Below are 16,957 nucleotides of genomic sequence, written 5' to 3' on the forward strand. Positions count from 1 at the left end.
GGCCAGAGCGAGATCGACGGTGGAGGTTCGTCCATGTGTTACGCGTGGATCGATTTTCCGCTGTCGTCGAACCGATGGATGCGCGCCGGATCCGGGATCAGCGACACGCGATCGCCGGGATGCAGGTCAAGCTCGCCGACATAGCGCGTGGTCAGCATGCCCTGCGGTCCGGCGTCGACGTAGAGGAAGGTGTCGCTGCCGAGATGCTCGGCGACCGAGACCGTGCCGGGCCAGCCGCCTTGCCCGTCGCGCTCGACCTTCAGATGCTCGGGCCGCACGCCGATCGTCGCAGCGCCCTGCTGTTTCGCGGGCTCGCCGGTGACGAAATTCATCTTCGGCGAGCCGATGAAGCCGGCGACGAACAGGTTGGCCGGCTTCTCGTAGAGTTCGAGCGGCGAGCCATATTGCTCAATCTTGCCGCCGTTCAGCACCACGATCTTGTCGGCCATGGTCATGGCCTCGACCTGGTCGTGGGTGACATAGATCGCCGTGGTGCCGAGCTGCTTTTGCAATCGCGTCACCTCGAGCCGCATCTGCACGCGCAGCGCAGCATCAAGGTTCGACAGCGGCTCGTCGAACAGGAACGCCTTCGGCTCGCGCACGATGGCGCGCCCGATCGCAACGCGCTGGCGCTGGCCGCCTGACAGTTCGCGCGGCTTGCGGTCGAGATAGGGCGTAAGGTTGAGGGTCGCCGCGGCGGCCTCGACCTTGCGGTTGATCTCGTCCCTGGCAATGCCGGCCATCTTCAGGCCGAACGCGATGTTGCCGCGCACGCTCATATGCGGATAGAGCGCGTAGGACTGGAACACCATCGACAGCCCGCGCTTGGCCGGCGGCACGTCGACCACGTTACGTCCGTCGATCAGGATGGCGCCGCCGGTGACGTCTTCCAGCCCCGCGATCAGCCGCAGCAGCGTGGTCTTGCCGCAGCCGGACGGACCGACAAAGACGACGAACGAGCCGTCGGCGATCTCGAGGTCGGCGCCCTTGATGATGTGGACCGGCCCGAACGATTTTTGCACACCCTGCAGCGTAATCTGACCCATGGCAAAAGCCTTTCTGCTACTTGACCGCGCCGAAGGTCAGGCCGCGGACGAGCTGCCGCTGACTGAACCAGCCGAGCACGAGAATGGGCGCGATCGCGAGCGTCGACGCCGCCGACAGTTTCGCCCAGAACAATCCTTCCGGGCTCGAATAGGATGCGATGAACACGGTGAGCGGCGCGGCCTCGAGCGTCGACAGATTGAGGGTCCAGAACGCCTCGTTCCACGCCAGGATCAGATTGAGCAGCAAGGTCGAGGCCAGCCCCGGCACCGCCATCGGCGTCAGCACGTAGATCAGCTCGCGCCCGATCGTGGCGCCGTCCATCCGCGCCGCCTCGAGGATATCCTTCGGGATCTCCTTGAAATAGGTGAACAGCATCCAGATCACGATCGGCAGATTGCCGAGGCACAGGATGAAGATCAGGCCAGAGCGGGTGTCGAGCAGGCCGAAGGTCCGGAAGATCAGATAAATCGGCACCAGCACGCCGACCGGCGGCATCATCTTGGTGGAGAGCATCCAGAGCAGCACGTCCTTGGTCCGCTTGGTCGGCGAGAACGCCATCGACCACGCTGCCGGGATCGCGATCAGCATCGCGATCAAGGTCGAGCCGCCGGCGATGATGATCGAGTTGAGCGCGTGATGGATATAGTCGCTGCGCTCCTGCACGGTCGCATAGTTCTCCGTGGTCCAGTGGAAGAACAGGAACGACGGCGGAATCGCGAAGGCCTCCAGCTCGGTCTTGAAGCTCGCCAGCACCATCCAGAGGATCGGGAAGAAGATCAGGAAGCCGACCAGCCAGGCCGCCGCCGTCGAGATCACCTTGTTCCGTGTCGTGACCTTCCGTGCCATGACGTTACGCCTCCAGATTCCGGCCGACGATACGAACGAGGAAGAACGCGACGATATTGGCGAGCACCACCGCGACCAGGCCGCCCGCCGAGGCGCTGCCGACGTCGTACTGGATCAGCGCCTGCGAATAGATCAGGAAGGCGATGTTGGTGGTCTGCAGGCCGGGGCCGCCGCCGGTGGTGACGAAAATCTCCGCGAACACCGTGAGCAGGAAGATGGTCTCGATCAGGATCACCACCGTGATCGGACGCGCCAGATGCGGCAGCGTGATGTAGATGAAGGTCGAGATCGCGCTCGCGCCGTCCATCTCGGCGGCCTCCTTCTGCTCCTCGTCGAGCGATTGCAGCGCGGTGAGCAGAATCAGGGTCGCAAACGGCAGCCATTGCCAGGAGATGATCAGGATCACCGAGAACAGCGGCGCATCATTGAACCAGTCGATCGCAGGCAAGCCGAACAAATGTGCGATCCAGGCGAACAGGCCCGACACCGGATGCATGAGGAGATTCTTCCAGACCAGCGCGCTGACCGTCGGCATCACGAAGAACGGCGCGATCACCATCAGCCGGACGATGGAGAGCCCGACCACCTGCTGGTCGAGCAGCAGCGCCAGCGGCACGCCAAGGATGATCGTGATTGCGAGCACCGAGCCGACCAGCACCAGGGTGTTCTGCAGCGAGGCGAGGAAGGCTGGATCGGTCAGGAAGTAGCGAAAATTCTCCAACCCGACGAATTGTTCGGAGCCGGGATCGAGCAGATTGTAGTGCAGGGTCGCGAAGTAGATCGTGAGTGCCAACGGCACGATCATCCAGATGAACAGCAGCGCCACCGCGGGCGTGAGCAGTGTCCGTGCGAGCAGTTGGGTCTGCTGGGTCGCCATCCCCGCCTCCTTCTGTCGAAAGGAGCGACCATCCCGTTGCGGGACAGGATGGTCGCGAGTGGCCCAGCCCGGGAGGTTTGAGCTGGTCGGGCGGCCAAGGCGCGTGCTGCGCCCTGGCTTTGTCTGGGCGTGTTTTACTTGAGGTAGCCCGCGCGCTTCATTTCGCGCTCGGTCGCGGACTGCGCAGCCGAGAGCGCCGCATCCACTGTGGTCGAGCCGGAGAGCGCCGCCGAGAATTGCTGCCCCACCTGGGTGCCGATGCCCTGGAATTCAGGGATTGCCGCATACTGCACGCCGACATACGGCACCGGCTTCACGGTCGGCTTGTTCGGATCGGCCGAGTCGATCGAGGCCAGCGTCAGCTTGGCGAAGGGGGCGACCTTCAGATAGTCGGGGTTCTTGTACAGCGAGGCGCGCGTGCCAGGCGGCACGTTGGCCCAGCCGTCCTTCGCGGCGACGAGCTTGGTGTAGTCCTTGCCGGTTGCCCAGGCGATGAACTTCTCGGCCGCCTCGACCTTCTTCGAGCCGGCGGGGACCGCGAGGCTCCACGCCCACAGCCAGTTGGCGTTCTTGCCGAGCCCGGTGTTCGGGGCCAGCGCAAAGCCGACCTTGTCGGCGACCCTGGACTCCTTCGGATTGCTCACGAAGGACGCCGCCACCGTGGCATCGATCCACATCGCGCATTTGCCGGCGTTGAACAGCGCGAGGTTCTCGTTGAAGCCGTTGGAGCTGGCGCCGGGAGGGCCGGCCTGCTTCATCAGGTCGACATAGGTCGTCAGCGTCTTCTTCCATTCCGGCGAGTTGAACTGCGGCTCCCACTTCTCGTCGAACCAGCGCGCGCCGAAGGAGTTGGCCATCGCGGTGAGGAACGCCATGTTCTCGCCCCAGCCGGCCTTGCCGCGCAGGCAGATGCCGTAGACGCCGCCCGACTTGTCGGTCAGCTTCTTGGCGGCGTCGACCACGAAGTCCCAGGTCGGGCTCTCCGGCATCTTCAGGCCGGCCTTGTCGAACAGGTCCGTGCGATACATCACCATCGAGCTCTCGCCGTAGAACGGCGCGGCGTAGAGCTTGCCGTCGACCGAGACCGCGTCCTTGATCTTCGGCAGGAGATCGCCGACGTCATAGTCGGCGCCGAGCTTGTCGAGCGGCACCAGCCAGTTCTTCTTGGCCCAGATCGGCACCTCATAGGTGCCGATGGTCAGCACGTCGAACTGGCCGCCCTTGGTGGCGATGTCGGTGGTCACGCGCTGGCGCAGCACGTTCTCCTCGAGCGTCACCCATTTGACAGTGATGTCGGGGTTCTTCGCGGTGAATTCGCTGGAGAGCCCCTGCATGCGGATCATGTCGCCGTTGTTGACGGTCGCCACCGTCAGCGTGGTCTGGGCGATCGAGGGGGCAGAGATCAAAAGAGCAGCCGCGCCCGCAACGGCGCAAAGGACGTTTTTCAAGGTGACCTCCCTTATGTCACGTTGAGCATATGCCCACGTGTTGGGCGTATGTTCATCCTGTCGCCAAATTTTGTCAAGCGTGCGGGTGCGCCGTCCCACGCGATTACGGGTTCCACTACAGCCTGGAATGGAGGTTTTTGCGGAAGCGAAGAGAGCGGCCGACTGGAATTGGATTGAGCTGGAGCAGCGCCCAATGTGCACCTCTCCCGCTTGCGGGGGAGGTCGGATTGCATCTCCGATGCAATCCGGGTGGGGGCTCTCTCCACAATACGACCCGAGGATAGACCCCCACCCCAACCCTCCCCCGCAAGCGGGAGAGGGAGTGCACCGACTCGTGGCGCCTAGCGATCCAGCACCGCGCGCGCGGTCGCCTCATCGGTGATCAGGCCGTTGATCACCCGGCCCGCCAGCGCGGCCTTGATTGCCGCCACCTTGGCGGCGCCGACCGCCGCCGCGATCGTGGTTTGCTCCGCAGGAATCTGCGGCGGAATGCTGGTCAGGCGCTTGTTGGTGCCGCCCTTGATGAGGCGCCCCTTGGCGTCATAGGCCCAACCGGTCACCTCGCCGATTGCGCCGAGCCGCATCATCTCCAAGAGTTCCTCACGGGTGACGAAGCCGTCGACATGAACCTGGGCCTTCTGGTCCATCTGGCCGATGCCGATCAGCCGGAGATCGGCCTTGGCGGCGACCGCCCTCACCCGCGCGATCGGGTCGATGCGCACCATGCGGTTGCGCTCATCCTCGCTCGACATCAAAAACGGCAGCGGCATCGGGTAATGGCGCGCGCCGGTGCGATCGGCGAGCCGTCCCACCGTGTCGTAGAAGCTCGCCGAGCCGTCGGCGGAGATGTTGCCGACCAGCGAGACGATCTGGTGATCGGGCCGCTCGATCGGCGAGACCCGCTCAACCGCGGCGCGCACCGCGCGACCGGTGCCGAGCGCCACGATCACAGGCGTCTCCGAGCGCAGCGTCACCTCAAGCAGATTGGCGCTGCGCTCGGCAATTCCTGCATTCGACAGCGGCGCCGCCGGGTCTGATGGCACCACGTCGCAATGCACCAGATCGAACCGCGCCTTCAGCCGGGACGCCAGCTCCATGCAGGCGGCGATTGGGTGTTCGAGGCGAAAGGTGATCAGCCGCTCCGCCAGGCACAGCGACACCAGGCGCTGCGCCGAGGCGCGCGACACCTGCAGCATTTTTGCAATTTCGTCCTGGGTGTGGCCCGCGATGAAATACAGCCAGCCGGCGCGCGCCGCATCGTCGCGGCGAGACTTTTCGTTGTCGGGCGCAGCCATAGTCGTGTGTCAGCCTTCCATCCAGAAATCCGTCATCGCGGCGAAGATTCGATCCGCCCCGGCCTGCCGCAGCAGAGCACTGCCATCCGCCAACCGATAGTGGGCGCCGCCGACAAATCCCCACACTTTCATGCCCGCCGCCTTCGCCGCCGTCACCCCGCTGACGCTGTCCTCGATCACAAGGGTGCGGCGCGGCTCGGCGCCCATCGCGCTTGCCGCATGCAGAAACAGATCCGGCGCCGGCTTGCCATGCTTGACCATCTGGGAAGTGTAAAGCCGCGGCCCAAAGCTAGCCGCAAGATCCGTCAGCTCCAGCGAGAACTTCACCCGCTCAAGCTCGCTCGACGAAGCGACACAAGACGGCAGGCGCAAATCGGTGAGCACCGCTGCGACGCCTGCGATCGGTTTGAGCTGGGATCGGAATGTCTCGCGCACCTGCACCGCCAGATCAGGCAGGAAGGCCGCAGGCAATGGCCTTCCCGCGGCCTCGGCATATTCGATCACGGCCGCACTGCTGCGGCCGAGGAAGAGTTCGAGCGCCCGCTCGGTACTCATCGCGATGCCGGCCTGGACCATCGCCTCGGCGAGGCAGCGGCAGCTCAACCCCTCGCTGTCGACGAGCACGCCGTCGCAGTCGAAGATGACGAGATCGGTCTCGGGAAGCCGCAGATCCATCCTCGCATGAGATCATATGCTCACGTCATGAGCAATAGATCACAATTTCCGCGCGGAATGCCGCGCCTCAAATGGTCGCGGTGCACCACCGGACATGCTGTGCGACAAGGCGAAATGCCGCATGACACACCTCTGATCGCGACCATCGTCGCGGGACTTGGCCTCGCTTTCGTCTTCGGAACCATCGCCCAGCGCTTCCGGGTTCCGCCACTGGTCGGTTATCTGCTCGCGGGCGTCGCCGTTGGCCCCTTCACGCCCGGCTTCGTCGCCGATCAGGCGCTGGCGACCGAGCTCGCGGAGCTCGGTATCATCCTCCTGATGTTCGGCGTCGGCCTGCATTTCTCGCTGAACGACCTGTTGTCGGTGCGCGCGATCGCGGTACCCGGCGCGATTGCCCAGATCGCGGTCGCCACTCTGATGGGCCTCGGCCTGGCGCTGTTGATGGGCTGGACTGTCGGCGCCGGCCTGGTGTTCGGCTTGGCATTGTCGGTGGCCAGCACCGTCGTGCTATTGCGTGCGCTGCAGGAGCGCCGGCTGATGGATACTGAACGCGGCAAGATCGCGGTCGGCTGGCTGATCGTCGAAGATCTCGCCATGGTGCTCGCGCTGGTGCTGTTCCCGGCGGTGGCGAGCTTCCAGGGCGGCGACGGCGCAGCGCTCGTCTCCGATCCGCTCGCCACCCGGTTCGGCCTCGGACTGACCGGCGTGCTGGTGCTGACGCTGGTCAAGATCGCCGTGTTCATCGCCTTGATGCTGGTGGTCGGACGGCGGCTGATCCCGTGGGTGCTGCACTACATCGCGCACACCGGATCGCGCGAGCTGTTTCGGCTGGCCGTGCTTGCGATCGCGCTCTGCATCGCGTTCGGCGCGACCAAGCTGTTCGGCGTTTCGCTGGCGCTCGGCGCTTTCTTCGCCGGGATGATGCTGCGGGAATCGCCGCTCAGCCAGCGCGCCGCCCAGGAAACCCTGCCGCTGCGCGACGCCTTCGCGGTGCTGTTCTTCGTCTCGGTCGGCATGCTGTTCGATCCGCTCAGCATGGTCCGCGAACCGTGGCCCTTGGTCGCGACGCTGTTCGTCATCGTGGTCGGCAAATCGCTCGCCGCGCTCTTGATCGTCGTGCTGTTCCGTCACCCAATGGCGACCGCCCTGATGATCTCGGCGAGCCTCGCCCAGATCGGCGAATTCTCCTTCATCCTGGCGGAGCTCGGCGTTGCGCTCAATCTACTGCCGAAGGCCGGCCGCGACCTGATCCTGGCCGGCGCGATCTTCTCGATCATGCTCAATCCGCTGGTGTTCGCGGTCGTCGATTGGCTGACGTCGCGGCTGGAGAAGCCGCAAGCGGCATCGCCGACCGTTGCGACCTCAGAGGCGATCCCGGTTACCGAGCTGCAGGACCACACCATCCTGGTCGGCTACGGCCGGGTCGGCAGCATCGTCGGCGACGCCCTGCATCAGCGCAACGCGCCGTTCCTCGCGGTCGAGGCGTCCGACGACATGGTCGCCAAACTCAGGCAGCGCGGCATCGAGGCCTTGATGGGCAACGCCGCACGCGCCAGCGTGCTACGCGCGACCAATCCCGTCGGTGCACGATCGCTGGTCATTGCGATTCCCGAAGCGTTCGAAGCCGGACAGATCGTCGAGCAGGTCCGCGCGGCGAATGCCGACATCCAGATCATCGCACGCGCGCATTCCGACGCCGAGGTCGATCATCTGACGGGCCTGGGGGCCGACATCGTGATCATGGGCGAGCGCGAGATCGCCCGCGGCATGATCGAGGAGCTGGAACGGGCGCGGCCGGGTGCCGCCACACCGGATGCGCGGGCGGCCGAGCAGGACTCGGCGGCCTGAGGGCGCAGCGGACGCACTCAGCCGCCAAGAAACGCGGGCGCCAGATCCTCCTGCACGATGATGTTGGCGGCTTCCGTCGTCAGTTCGCTGCCGACGAGATCGAGATTCTTCGCAGCCTCGAACAGCATCGCGCGGACGTCGTCCGGCGTCAGTACACCCTTTGCGATCAGCTTGCGCACCAGCGCCTGCAGGATCAGAACGTCGATCTCGCCATGGGCCAGCGGCGTCGGCTTGTCCGTCATGATCGTCTCCCGTGGCTGTGGTTCGTCGTATGCAGGGCTGCTAGCGAGGCTGTGACGCGATGTCCTTGTGCAATTGCTCGAACGCGCGGCGCAGGCCATGCAGCTGATCGACCAGATGGAGGATGACGTCGATACCCTCGTCATTGACGCCGAAATCGCCCTTCAGATCCTGGATCAGGTGCGCACGCGCCAAATCGGTGTCGGAGAAGCTGATCTCGCTCGCGGCCTCTTCCGGGACCAGCCATTGCTGCTCGATCCAGAACTCCAGGGTCTGCACCTCCAGACCCGCATCGATGAGGAACTGCTGCTTGTTCATGACGCACCTTCCTCGCGCGGATTGAATGCTTTTCTGTCCCACGTCGAAACAAACGCCTCGAGCTCGGGATCGGGTCCTTTCGGCAGCACCACCTTGAGCTTGACGAGCTCATCACCCTGGCCGCCACTGAGCCGGGGCGCGCCCTTGCCACGCAGCCGCATCGTGGTGCCGGTGTTGGATCCCTTCGGCACCGTCATGGTGACGGCGCCGGTCGGCGTCGGAACGCGGACCTTGCCGCCGAGCACGGCCTCCGACAGCGAGATCGGCAATTCCAGCGTGATATCGTCGCCCTCGCGGGTGAAGCGCGGATCGGGGCGGACCTCGACCTCGATCAGCGCATCGCCGGGTCCGCCTTTACCGCTGCCGGGCATGCCCTTGCCGCGCAGGCGAATGACCTGGCCGTCGACGAGCCCCGGCGGGATCGTGACGTCGAGCGTGCCGCCATCCGGAAGCGTCAGCCGCTTGCTCGCACCGGTAATCGATTCCGCGAAGTCGATCGCGAGGCTGTAATGCAAATCGCGGCCACGGCGGTTGGCGCGCGCCTGCTCGCTGCGCCGGAGCAATTCGGCGAAGGCGTCCTCCTGGTCCATATAGTCTGCATAGCCGGAACTGTCGGCGTAGGGATGCGCGCCATCCGCAGTGGCGAAATCCCGGTAGTAACGATGCTGCGGCCGCTCGGCGCCGCTGGCGTCGATCTCGCCGGCATCGAAGCGCTTGCGCTTCTCGGCGTCCGAGAGCAGATCGTTCGCCGCCGCGACTTCCTTGAACTTTTCCTCGGCCGCCTTGTCGCCCGGATTGAGATCCGGATGCAGCTTCTTCGCCAGCTTGCGATAGGCCTTCTGGATATCGGCCGCAGATGCCGCAGGCGCGACGCCAAGAACCTCGTACGGATTTCTCACAACCTGCTCCGCAACACCGTGAGTGCACCTGCAATCATGAGGGCGCAAAAGCAGGCGATTTGCAAGAGCGCTCCGCGTCGCCCAGGAATGGGCGACGCAGCGTGCGTTCACGTCACGGCCGCGCTACGCCGTATGCCCGGGGTCAAGATATTTCGGGAAGTTCTTTTCCTGCTGCGGCGTCATCCTGGCGGGATCCGGCTTGCCCGGCACGCCCCGCGGACCGAGCAAAGCGCGCTGCATGTCGTCCTCGCTCAGGCGCGGCTTGCCGTCGTCAAGCTGTCCGCTGCCACCGTGACTCTGTGCCATGACTGTCCTCCAGTGATGATCACTTGCCCGTCGGCGGAACAATACCGCGCTCCGCCGGAACGAGCCAGCGGAGCGCGTATCTATCTTAGCGTTGCTCCTGCCGCTTCTCCTCTGCGGGATGACCCGCGGCAGGAGCAGCATGCGGCGCAGCCTGAATGTGCGGCTCCGGCCGTGCCGCCGGCTGCGGATGCGCCTCAGGACGCGCGATCGTCTCCGGCCTTGCTGCTGGCTCTGGCCGCGCTTCCGGCCTTGCTGCGGGCTCGGGTCGCGGCTCCTCCTTGCGCACCTCTTCGGGCCGCTTCTCCAGCGCCGGCTTGTTCTCTTGCGCGGCAGGCCGCGCCGCTTCGGGTGCGGGCCGCGGCTCAAGCTTGGGCTCAACCTTGGGCTCAACCTTGGGCTCGGGCGCGGGCGCTGCGCGCTTCTCTTCGACCGCGGGCCTGTTCTCCTGCGCGGGCGGATGCACGGGAAGCCCCTTTTCCGGAACCGGCAGCGCGTGCTGCTCAGCAGGCGCAGGCCGCGGTTCGACCTTCGGCTCGGCAACAGGTGCGGCGCGCTTCTCCTCGACTGCGGGCTTGTTCGCCTGGGCAGGCGGAAGCTCCTTGCCGGGAACCGGGAGCGCATGGGAGTCCGCCGGCGCAGCTGCAGGCCCCGGCCGCCGCGGCTCCTCGGCCGCCGGCCGTGCAGCAGCGGCAGGCACCGCCTCGCCGGCCGGCCGCGCGCGAACCACGCCCGGCCCCTTCAGTTCGCCGGGACGCGCCGTCGCGCCGACAGCGGGCACGCCGTTATTGGTGCGCTTGAACAGGCTCGGATCCTGGCTTGCGGTCTCGACCTGCTTGCGCTGCAACGGCGTCGCTGCGAAGTGCTGCTCCTTGGCGATCGCACGTTCGGCGGGAGTCGGCCGCACCTCGATGCCGCCGCGACCGCCATTGTAGCTGACGTTGTTGATGGTGGTCTGATTGATCGTGACGTTCTTCTCGTAGACGTTGGTGATCCGCGCGCCCTGCAGATTGTTCACGGTGCGATTGTAGAAGAAGTTGCCATGATCCCAGCGGCCGCCTTCGTAGCCTGAACCGCCGTAGCCAAAACCGTAATTGATGCCGCCGTAGAAGCCGACGCGATCACCCCAATAGCCCTGATGGAAAATGAAGCCGCCGCCAAACCCGCCCCAGTAACCGGGCGTCCACAGCAGCCCGACCCGCGGCGGCTGCACCCAGGTGCCCGGCACCCAGTAATAGTCGCCGCGATCCTCGTCCCACGACCAATTGCCCGGCGACCACATGTAGCCGGGCCCAGGCACTGGCGGCTGATCATAGGTCGGCAGCGGCGGCGGCGCGGTCTCGACGGCAGAGACCGGCGCGCATGCCGCATCCTGCGCGACAGCTGGCACGGCGGTCACAGAGAACAGCGCCGTGGCGATCGCTGCACACGACACGGTCGAAGGAAGACGAGTGGTCATTGGGAGCCTCTTCGATGAACGTGAGAACTGGAACAAAAGTTCCAGGCATCGGCGCGAACCGACGCACGTCATCGCTAGCGCTTTGACCTTACACCAGCCTGAAACGGATCGACGCAAACTGGAAACACACTCACGCAGCTATTCATCGGCAGTTCAGAGTGTACAGCGACCCAAGCCACGTGCGATTCAGTGACGTGACGCGCGACGGTCGCCCGCATCATTCGGCCGCGTCATCACTTGCGTCATGCAGAGTGCGACGTCACCAGTTCCGAAACGTCTCAAACATGACTCTGGCATTCGCACGATTGTAACGATCCGGACCCGTCGAGCAGCTCGACGTCACAGCGCGCGGTGATCGGCCGAACCGATAACGGCGTGATGCTACCCTGGCGCGTCGACGTGTCCGTAGCAGTGCCTCCGGATGAGTGCCAGAAGCGCGCATCTGCAGCCGCAGGACCTCGAACGTGGTAGTCTAGGGGCCGCGCTCGACGATTGACACTCCCCTGAAAGGACCACACGATACAGGAAGCGGCAGCATCAGGCCCGCGGTTTTCCGCCGGCGCGATTGTATTCGGCTGCCGCATGATGGATGTCATCGTTCCGCCATCTGTCGCCGGCTGGAATGCGTGGCATACTGGATCTCGATGAGCCTCTGTTTGCCTTGAGGTGCCACGATGAACATAGAGAAGTATACCGACCGCCTTCGCGGCTTCATCCAGTCGGCACAATCGCTCGCCATGCGCGAGGGACATCAGCAGTTCTCGACGCTCTATCTCCTGAAAGTGCTGCTCGACGACAATGAAGGCCTCGCGGCCGGCCTGATCGACCGCGCCGGCGGCAACTCGCGCGCGATCCTCAAGGCAACCGAGGATGCGCTGGCCAAGGTGCCGAAGATCAGCGGCGCAGGCTCGGGACAGATCTACATGGCGCCCGAGACCGCGCGCGCCTTCGCCGCCGCGGAACAGGCCGCCGACAAGGCCGGCGACAGTTTTGTCTCAGTCGAACGGCTGTTGCAAGCGCTGGCGACCGACAAGGACAGCGAGGCCGGCAAGCTGCTCGCCAAGGGGGGCGTCAACGCGCAGAACCTCAACGCCGCCATCAACGCGCTGCGCAAGGGGCGCACCGCCGACAGCGCGTCGGCCGAGAATGCCTATGACGCGCTGAAGAAATATTCCCGCGACCTCACCCAGGCCGCGCGCGACGGCAAGCTCGATCCGGTGATCGGCCGCGACGAGGAAATCCGCCGCACCATCCAGGTGCTGTCGCGCCGCACGAAGAACAATCCCGTCCTGATCGGCGAGCCCGGCGTCGGCAAGACCGCGATCGTCGAGGGTCTGGCGCTGCGCATTGTCAATGGCGACGTGCCGGAAAGCCTGCAGGACAAGGCGCTGCTCGCACTCGATCTCGGCGCGCTGATCGCGGGCGCAAAATATCGCGGCGAGTTCGAGGAGCGGCTCAAGGCTGTGCTGCAGGAGGTGACGTCCGCCGAGGGCGGCATCATCCTGTTCATCGACGAGATGCACACCCTGATCGGCGCCGGCAAGGGCGACGGCGCGATGGACGCATCGAACCTCTTGAAGCCCGCGCTCGCCCGCGGCGAATTGCATTGCATCGGCGCAACCACGCTCGACGAATACCGCAAGCATGTCGAAAAGGACGCCGCGCTGGCCCGGCGTTTCCAGCCGGTGTTCGTCTCCGAGCCGACGGTCGAGGACACCATCTCGATCCTGCGCGGCCTGAAGGATAAATACGAGCAGCATCACGGCGTGCGGATCGCGGATTCGGCGCTGGTCGCCGCCGCCACGCTGTCGAACCGCTACATCACCGACCGTTTCCTGCCCGACAAGGCCATCGACCTGATGGACGAGGCCGCGGCGCGGCTGAAGATGCAGGTCGATTCCAAGCCGGAGGAGCTCGACTCGCTCGACCGCGAGATCATCCGGCTCAAGATCGAGCAGGAGGCGCTGAAGAAGGAGACCGATCTCGGCTCCAGGAGCCGGCTGCAGACGCTCGAGAAGGATCTCGTGGATCTCGAGAAGAAATCGGCGGACATGACGTCGAAATGGCGGTCGGAAAAGAGCAAGCTCTCGGATGCGCAGAAGATGAAGGGCGAGCTCGAGCAGTTGCGCACCGAGCTTGCCAATGCGCAGCGCCGCGGCGAATTCCAGAAGGCGGGCGAACTGGCCTATGGCCGGATTCCGGAGCTCGAGAAGAAGCTCGCCGCGGTCGAGGCCAGCGAGACTTCGTCGGCGAGCGAGACCGTGACCGCGGACAATATCGCGCAGGTGGTGTCGCGCTGGACCGGCGTGCCGGTCGACAAGATGCTGGAGGGCGAAAAGGACAAGCTGCTGCGCATGGAGGAGATGCTCGGCAAGCGAGTCGTCGGCCAGGCCGAAGCGGTCCGCGCGGTGTCGACCGCAGTGCGTCGCGCCCGCGCGGGGCTGCAGGATCCCAACCGGCCGATCGGCTCGTTCATGTTCCTGGGGCCCACCGGCGTCGGCAAGACCGAGCTCGCGAAGGCGCTCGCCGAATATCTGTTCGACGACGAGACCGCGATGATCCGCCTCGACATGTCCGAATACATGGAGAAGCACTCGGTGTCGCGGCTGATCGGCGCCCCGCCCGGCTATGTCGGCTATGACGAGGGCGGCGCGCTCACGGAAGCGGTGCGGCGGCGGCCCTACCAAGTCGTGCTGTTCGACGAGATCGAAAAGGCGCACCCCGATGTCTTCAACGTACTGCTCCAGGTGCTGGACGACGGCCGCCTCACCGACGGCCAGGGCCGCACCGTCGATTTCCGCAACACGCTGATCATCATGACCTCGAACATCGGCGCCGAGTACCTCGTCAACCAGCCTGAGGGCCAGAGCACGAGCGCGGTGCGCGAGCAGGTGATGAACATGGTGCGGGCGCATTTCCGCCCCGAATTCCTCAACCGGATCGACGAGATCATCCTGTTCCACCGGCTGCAGAAGAGCGACATGGGCCGCATCGTCGAGATCCAGTTTTCGCGGCTGCGCAGGCTGCTGGAGGATCGCAAGATCGAGCTGGAGCTCGAGCCGAAAGCGCGCGACTGGCTGGCGGAGAAAGGCTGGGATCCAGCCTATGGTGCCCGTCCGCTGAAGCGGGTGATCCAGCGCAGCGTGCAGGATCCGCTCGCCGAAATGATCCTCGCCGGCGATGTGCGCGACGGCTCGCAGGTGAAGCTTTCCGCCACCAAGGCCGGCCTCACCTTCAACGGCAAGAGGCCGGAGACCGCAGCGGCGGACGAATACGAACCGGTGTGAGACAAGCCCGGATTGCACAGGCGACGCGCTGTCATCGCCGCGTCGTCTGCCGGCATCATATGCAAAGCTGGCCTTCAACCAGGGAGAGCGCCATGACACAGAACATCAAGGACAACATGGAGGTCATCGGCGCCGATGGCGTGCATGTCGGCACCGTCGATCGCGTCGAAGGCAACCGCATCAAGCTCAAGAAAAGCGAAAGCGACGGCTTCCACAAGGGCCATCACCACTATATCGAGCTCGGCTTCGTCGCCGGTGTCGAAGGCAGCAAGGTGCGGCTGTCGGCCAACGCCGCGATTGCAGTGACCCTCGAGGAGGAGAAGTCCGGCAAGCCCGTCGATTGACGCAGGCACCTCTGCATTCGAGGTATTGTAAAGGTTCCAGTTGCATGCTCCTCTGCCTCTCTCTGAACGTCGATCCGACGTCCAGAACCAGCTGTTTTGTCCTCGTGGACTAGCCGTTTAGTAAGGAGAGATGCGTGCCATCAGCCGTTCCGCAACCGGTCGCTGCGAAGCTGACGCGCGCGGCCATCTTCCTTGCGGTCACGATCAAGCCCAATCCGGAATATGATGCGGTGGTGCGGTCGCTGTGCGCCGATCTGGCCGCGCTGGTGCGCGCCGTGGGCTTCCGCGATCTCGAGGGCCGGCTGTCTTGCGTCATGGGGATCGGCTCTGACGCGTGGGATCGGCTGTTTGGCGCGCCGAAGCCGACAGGCCTGCATCCGTTTCGCGAGATCCATGGCGTCCATCACGCCGTCGCAACGCCGGGCGACCTGCTGTTTCACATCCGCGCCGTGCCGATGGACCTGTGCTTCGAGCTCGCGACCCAGATCATGACGCGGCTCGGCGATGCCGTCGCCACCTCGGACGAAGTTCACGGCTTCAAATATTTCGACGAGCGCGACCTGCTCGGCTTTGTCGACGGCACGGAGAATCCGGAGGACCAGGCCGCCCTGGAGGCCACCATCATCGGCGACGAGGACGCGGACTTCGCCGGCGGCAGCTATGTGATCGTACAAAAATACTTGCACGACATGAAGAAGTGGAACGAGCTACCGGTCGAGATGCAGGAGAAGATCATCGGCCGCACCAAGCTGTCCGATATCGAGCTCGACGATACGGTGAAGCCGAGCTACGCGCACAATGCCCTGACAACGATCGTGGAGAACGGCGAGGAGCTCGATATCCTCCGCGACAACATGCCGTTCGGCAACATCAGCAAGGGCGAGTTCGGCACCTATTTCATCGGCTACGCCAAATCACCGCACCGGATCGAGCAGATGCTGGAGAACATGTTCGTCGGCAAGCCGCCAGGCAATTACGACCGGCTGCTCGATTTCAGCCGCGCCGTCACCGGCACGCTGTTCTTCGTCCCGTCGGCGACCTTCCTGGAGGATGTCGCGAGCGCGCCGCCTGCAGCCGCGCCCGCCGAGCCGTCCCTGGATGATGCCGAAGCTGCCGACGCACCCGCACCAAGAATACCGCCGTCCGACGGCTCGCTCGGGATCGGCTCACTGAAAGGAGAGGCTGGACATGAATAATCTGCATCGGGGACTTGCCCCTATCTCAGACGCGGCATGGGCGCAGATCGAGGAGGAAGCTTTGCGCACGTTGAAGCGCCATCTGGCGGCGCGCCGTGTCGTCGACGTCGATGGTCCGAAGGGCACCGATTTCTCCGCCGTCGGCACCGGCCATCTCAAGAAAATTTCGACGCCCGGCGACGGGGTCGAGGCGACGCAGCGCGATGTCCGTGCGCTGGTCGAGCTGCGCGTGCCGTTCGAGCTCTCGCGCCAGGCGATTGACGACGTCGAGCGCGGCTCCAATGATTCCGACTGGGATCCGCTCAAGACGGCTGCGCGCAAGATGGCCTTCGCGGAGGATCGTGCGGTGTTCGATGGTTACGCCGCCGCCGGCATCCAGGGCATCCGCCAGGGCAGCAGCAACCCGGTGCTGACGCTGCCGGCGAGCGTCAAGAATTACCCCAACGTAGTCGCGCAGGCGGTCAGCCAGTTGCGGCTCGCCGGCGTCAACGGCCCCTATACGCTCTTGCTCGGCACCGAGCCCTATACCGCGATCGGCGGCGCGACCGATGACGGCTACCCGGTGCTGCAGCACATCCAGCGCCTGGTCGACGGCAAGATCATCTGGGCGCCGGCGATCGAGGGTGGCGTGCTGCTCACCACCCGCGGCGGCGATTTCCAGCTCTCGATCGGCCAGGACCTTTCGATCGGCTATCTCAGCCACTCGGCAACCACGGTCCAGCTGTATTTCCAGGAGACCATCACCTTCCTGATGCTGACCGGCGAAGCGTCGGTGGTGCTTGCGCCGGAGGCGAAGAAACCCGCCTAGTCTTACCGGCGTTGACTCATCCGGGAAGTCTCCGGCCGTTGCCGGGGCTTCCGCTAACGTGAAATGG

16 protein-coding genes are annotated in these 16,957 nt (G+C 65.0%); 5 read left to right on the forward strand and 11 right to left on the reverse strand.

Going from position 1 to position 16,957, the window contains the following annotated elements:
- Window positions 1–38: 38 nt before the first annotated feature.
- From K359_RS0116720 to K359_RS0116745, 6 genes are all read right to left on the reverse strand, one after another.
- A complete protein-coding gene (locus K359_RS0116720; protein WP_029080374.1) occupies window positions 39–1,046 on the reverse strand; it encodes an ABC transporter ATP-binding protein in 1,008 nt (335 codons plus the stop codon).
- Window positions 1,047–1,062: 16 nt separating this feature from the next.
- Window positions 1,063–1,893: a carbohydrate ABC transporter permease gene (locus K359_RS0116725; RefSeq protein WP_029080375.1), complete on the reverse strand. Its 831-nt coding sequence runs from the start codon at window positions 1,891–1,893 to the stop codon at window positions 1,063–1,065.
- Window positions 1,894–1,897: 4 nt separating this feature from the next.
- Window positions 1,898–2,770, reverse strand: coding sequence for a carbohydrate ABC transporter permease (locus K359_RS0116730; RefSeq protein ID WP_029080376.1), 873 nt, complete (start codon window positions 2,768–2,770; stop codon window positions 1,898–1,900).
- Between the two features lie 134 nt (window positions 2,771–2,904).
- Window positions 2,905–4,218 (reverse strand): sugar ABC transporter substrate-binding protein, encoded by a 1,314-nt coding sequence (locus K359_RS0116735; RefSeq protein ID WP_029080377.1) that lies wholly within the window; start codon window positions 4,216–4,218, stop codon window positions 2,905–2,907.
- A gap of 341 nt (window positions 4,219–4,559) precedes the next feature.
- A complete protein-coding gene (locus K359_RS0116740) occupies window positions 4,560–5,513 on the reverse strand; it encodes a sugar-binding transcriptional regulator (RefSeq protein ID WP_029080378.1) in 954 nt (317 codons plus the stop codon).
- Window positions 5,514–5,522: 9 nt separating this feature from the next.
- Window positions 5,523–6,188: an HAD family hydrolase gene (locus tag K359_RS0116745; protein ID WP_029080379.1), complete on the reverse strand. Its 666-nt coding sequence runs from the start codon at window positions 6,186–6,188 to the stop codon at window positions 5,523–5,525.
- A gap of 114 nt (window positions 6,189–6,302) precedes the next feature.
- Here K359_RS0116745 and ybaL point away from each other — a divergent pair, with 114 nt between their 5' ends.
- Window positions 6,303–8,036, forward strand: a complete 1,734-nt coding sequence (gene ybaL, locus K359_RS0116750; protein ID WP_029080380.1) for a YbaL family putative K(+) efflux transporter — start codon at window positions 6,303–6,305, stop codon at window positions 8,034–8,036.
- A gap of 17 nt (window positions 8,037–8,053) precedes the next feature.
- On the opposite strand, the gene K359_RS0116755 is transcribed toward ybaL, so the two are convergent.
- The 5 genes from K359_RS0116755 to K359_RS57255 all read right to left on the reverse strand — a co-directional run bounded on the left by K359_RS0116755 (window position 8,054) and on the right by K359_RS57255 (window position 11,255).
- Window positions 8,054–8,278: a hypothetical protein gene (locus K359_RS0116755; RefSeq protein ID WP_021081495.1), complete on the reverse strand. Its 225-nt coding sequence runs from the start codon at window positions 8,276–8,278 to the stop codon at window positions 8,054–8,056.
- A gap of 40 nt (window positions 8,279–8,318) precedes the next feature.
- The gene (locus K359_RS0116760) at window positions 8,319–8,594 is read right to left on the reverse strand and encodes a chaperone modulator CbpM (protein WP_029080381.1); all 276 of its coding nucleotides are present in this window, start codon (window positions 8,592–8,594) and stop codon (window positions 8,319–8,321) included.
- Window positions 8,591–9,493, reverse strand: coding sequence for a DnaJ C-terminal domain-containing protein (locus K359_RS0116765; RefSeq protein ID WP_029080382.1), 903 nt, complete (start codon window positions 9,491–9,493; stop codon window positions 8,591–8,593). The genes K359_RS0116760 and K359_RS0116765 overlap by 4 nt, the downstream gene beginning before the upstream one ends.
- A 123-nt stretch (window positions 9,494–9,616) precedes the next feature.
- The gene (locus K359_RS0116770; RefSeq protein ID WP_029080383.1) at window positions 9,617–9,799 is read right to left on the reverse strand and encodes a hypothetical protein; all 183 of its coding nucleotides are present in this window, start codon (window positions 9,797–9,799) and stop codon (window positions 9,617–9,619) included.
- 85 nt (window positions 9,800–9,884) lie between these two features.
- Complete coding sequence (locus K359_RS57255) at window positions 9,885–11,255, reverse strand: YXWGXW repeat-containing protein (protein WP_051346159.1); 1,371 nt, start codon at window positions 11,253–11,255, stop codon at window positions 9,885–9,887.
- 674 nt (window positions 11,256–11,929) lie between these two features.
- On the opposite strand from K359_RS57255, the gene clpB reads away from it, so the two are divergent.
- The 4 genes from clpB to K359_RS0116795 all read left to right on the forward strand — a co-directional run bounded on the left by clpB (window position 11,930) and on the right by K359_RS0116795 (window position 16,890).
- A complete protein-coding gene (gene clpB / locus K359_RS0116780; RefSeq protein ID WP_029080384.1) occupies window positions 11,930–14,542 on the forward strand; it encodes an ATP-dependent chaperone ClpB in 2,613 nt (870 codons plus the stop codon).
- A gap of 92 nt (window positions 14,543–14,634) precedes the next feature.
- Window positions 14,635–14,886, forward strand: a complete 252-nt coding sequence (locus K359_RS0116785; protein WP_029080385.1) for a DUF2171 domain-containing protein — start codon at window positions 14,635–14,637, stop codon at window positions 14,884–14,886.
- A 134-nt stretch (window positions 14,887–15,020) separates the two neighbouring features.
- Window positions 15,021–16,082, forward strand: a complete 1,062-nt coding sequence (locus tag K359_RS0116790; protein WP_029080386.1) for a Dyp-type peroxidase — start codon at window positions 15,021–15,023, stop codon at window positions 16,080–16,082.
- Window positions 16,075–16,890, forward strand: a complete 816-nt coding sequence (locus tag K359_RS0116795) for a family 1 encapsulin nanocompartment shell protein (protein WP_029080387.1) — start codon at window positions 16,075–16,077, stop codon at window positions 16,888–16,890. Before K359_RS0116790 ends, K359_RS0116795 begins: the two co-directional genes overlap by 8 nt.
- Window positions 16,891–16,957 lie beyond the last annotated feature (67 nt).

It is taken from the genome of Bradyrhizobium sp. th-b2, from assembly GCF_000426785.1.
GTDB lineage: Bacteria > Pseudomonadota > Alphaproteobacteria > Rhizobiales > Xanthobacteraceae > Bradyrhizobium > Bradyrhizobium septentrionale.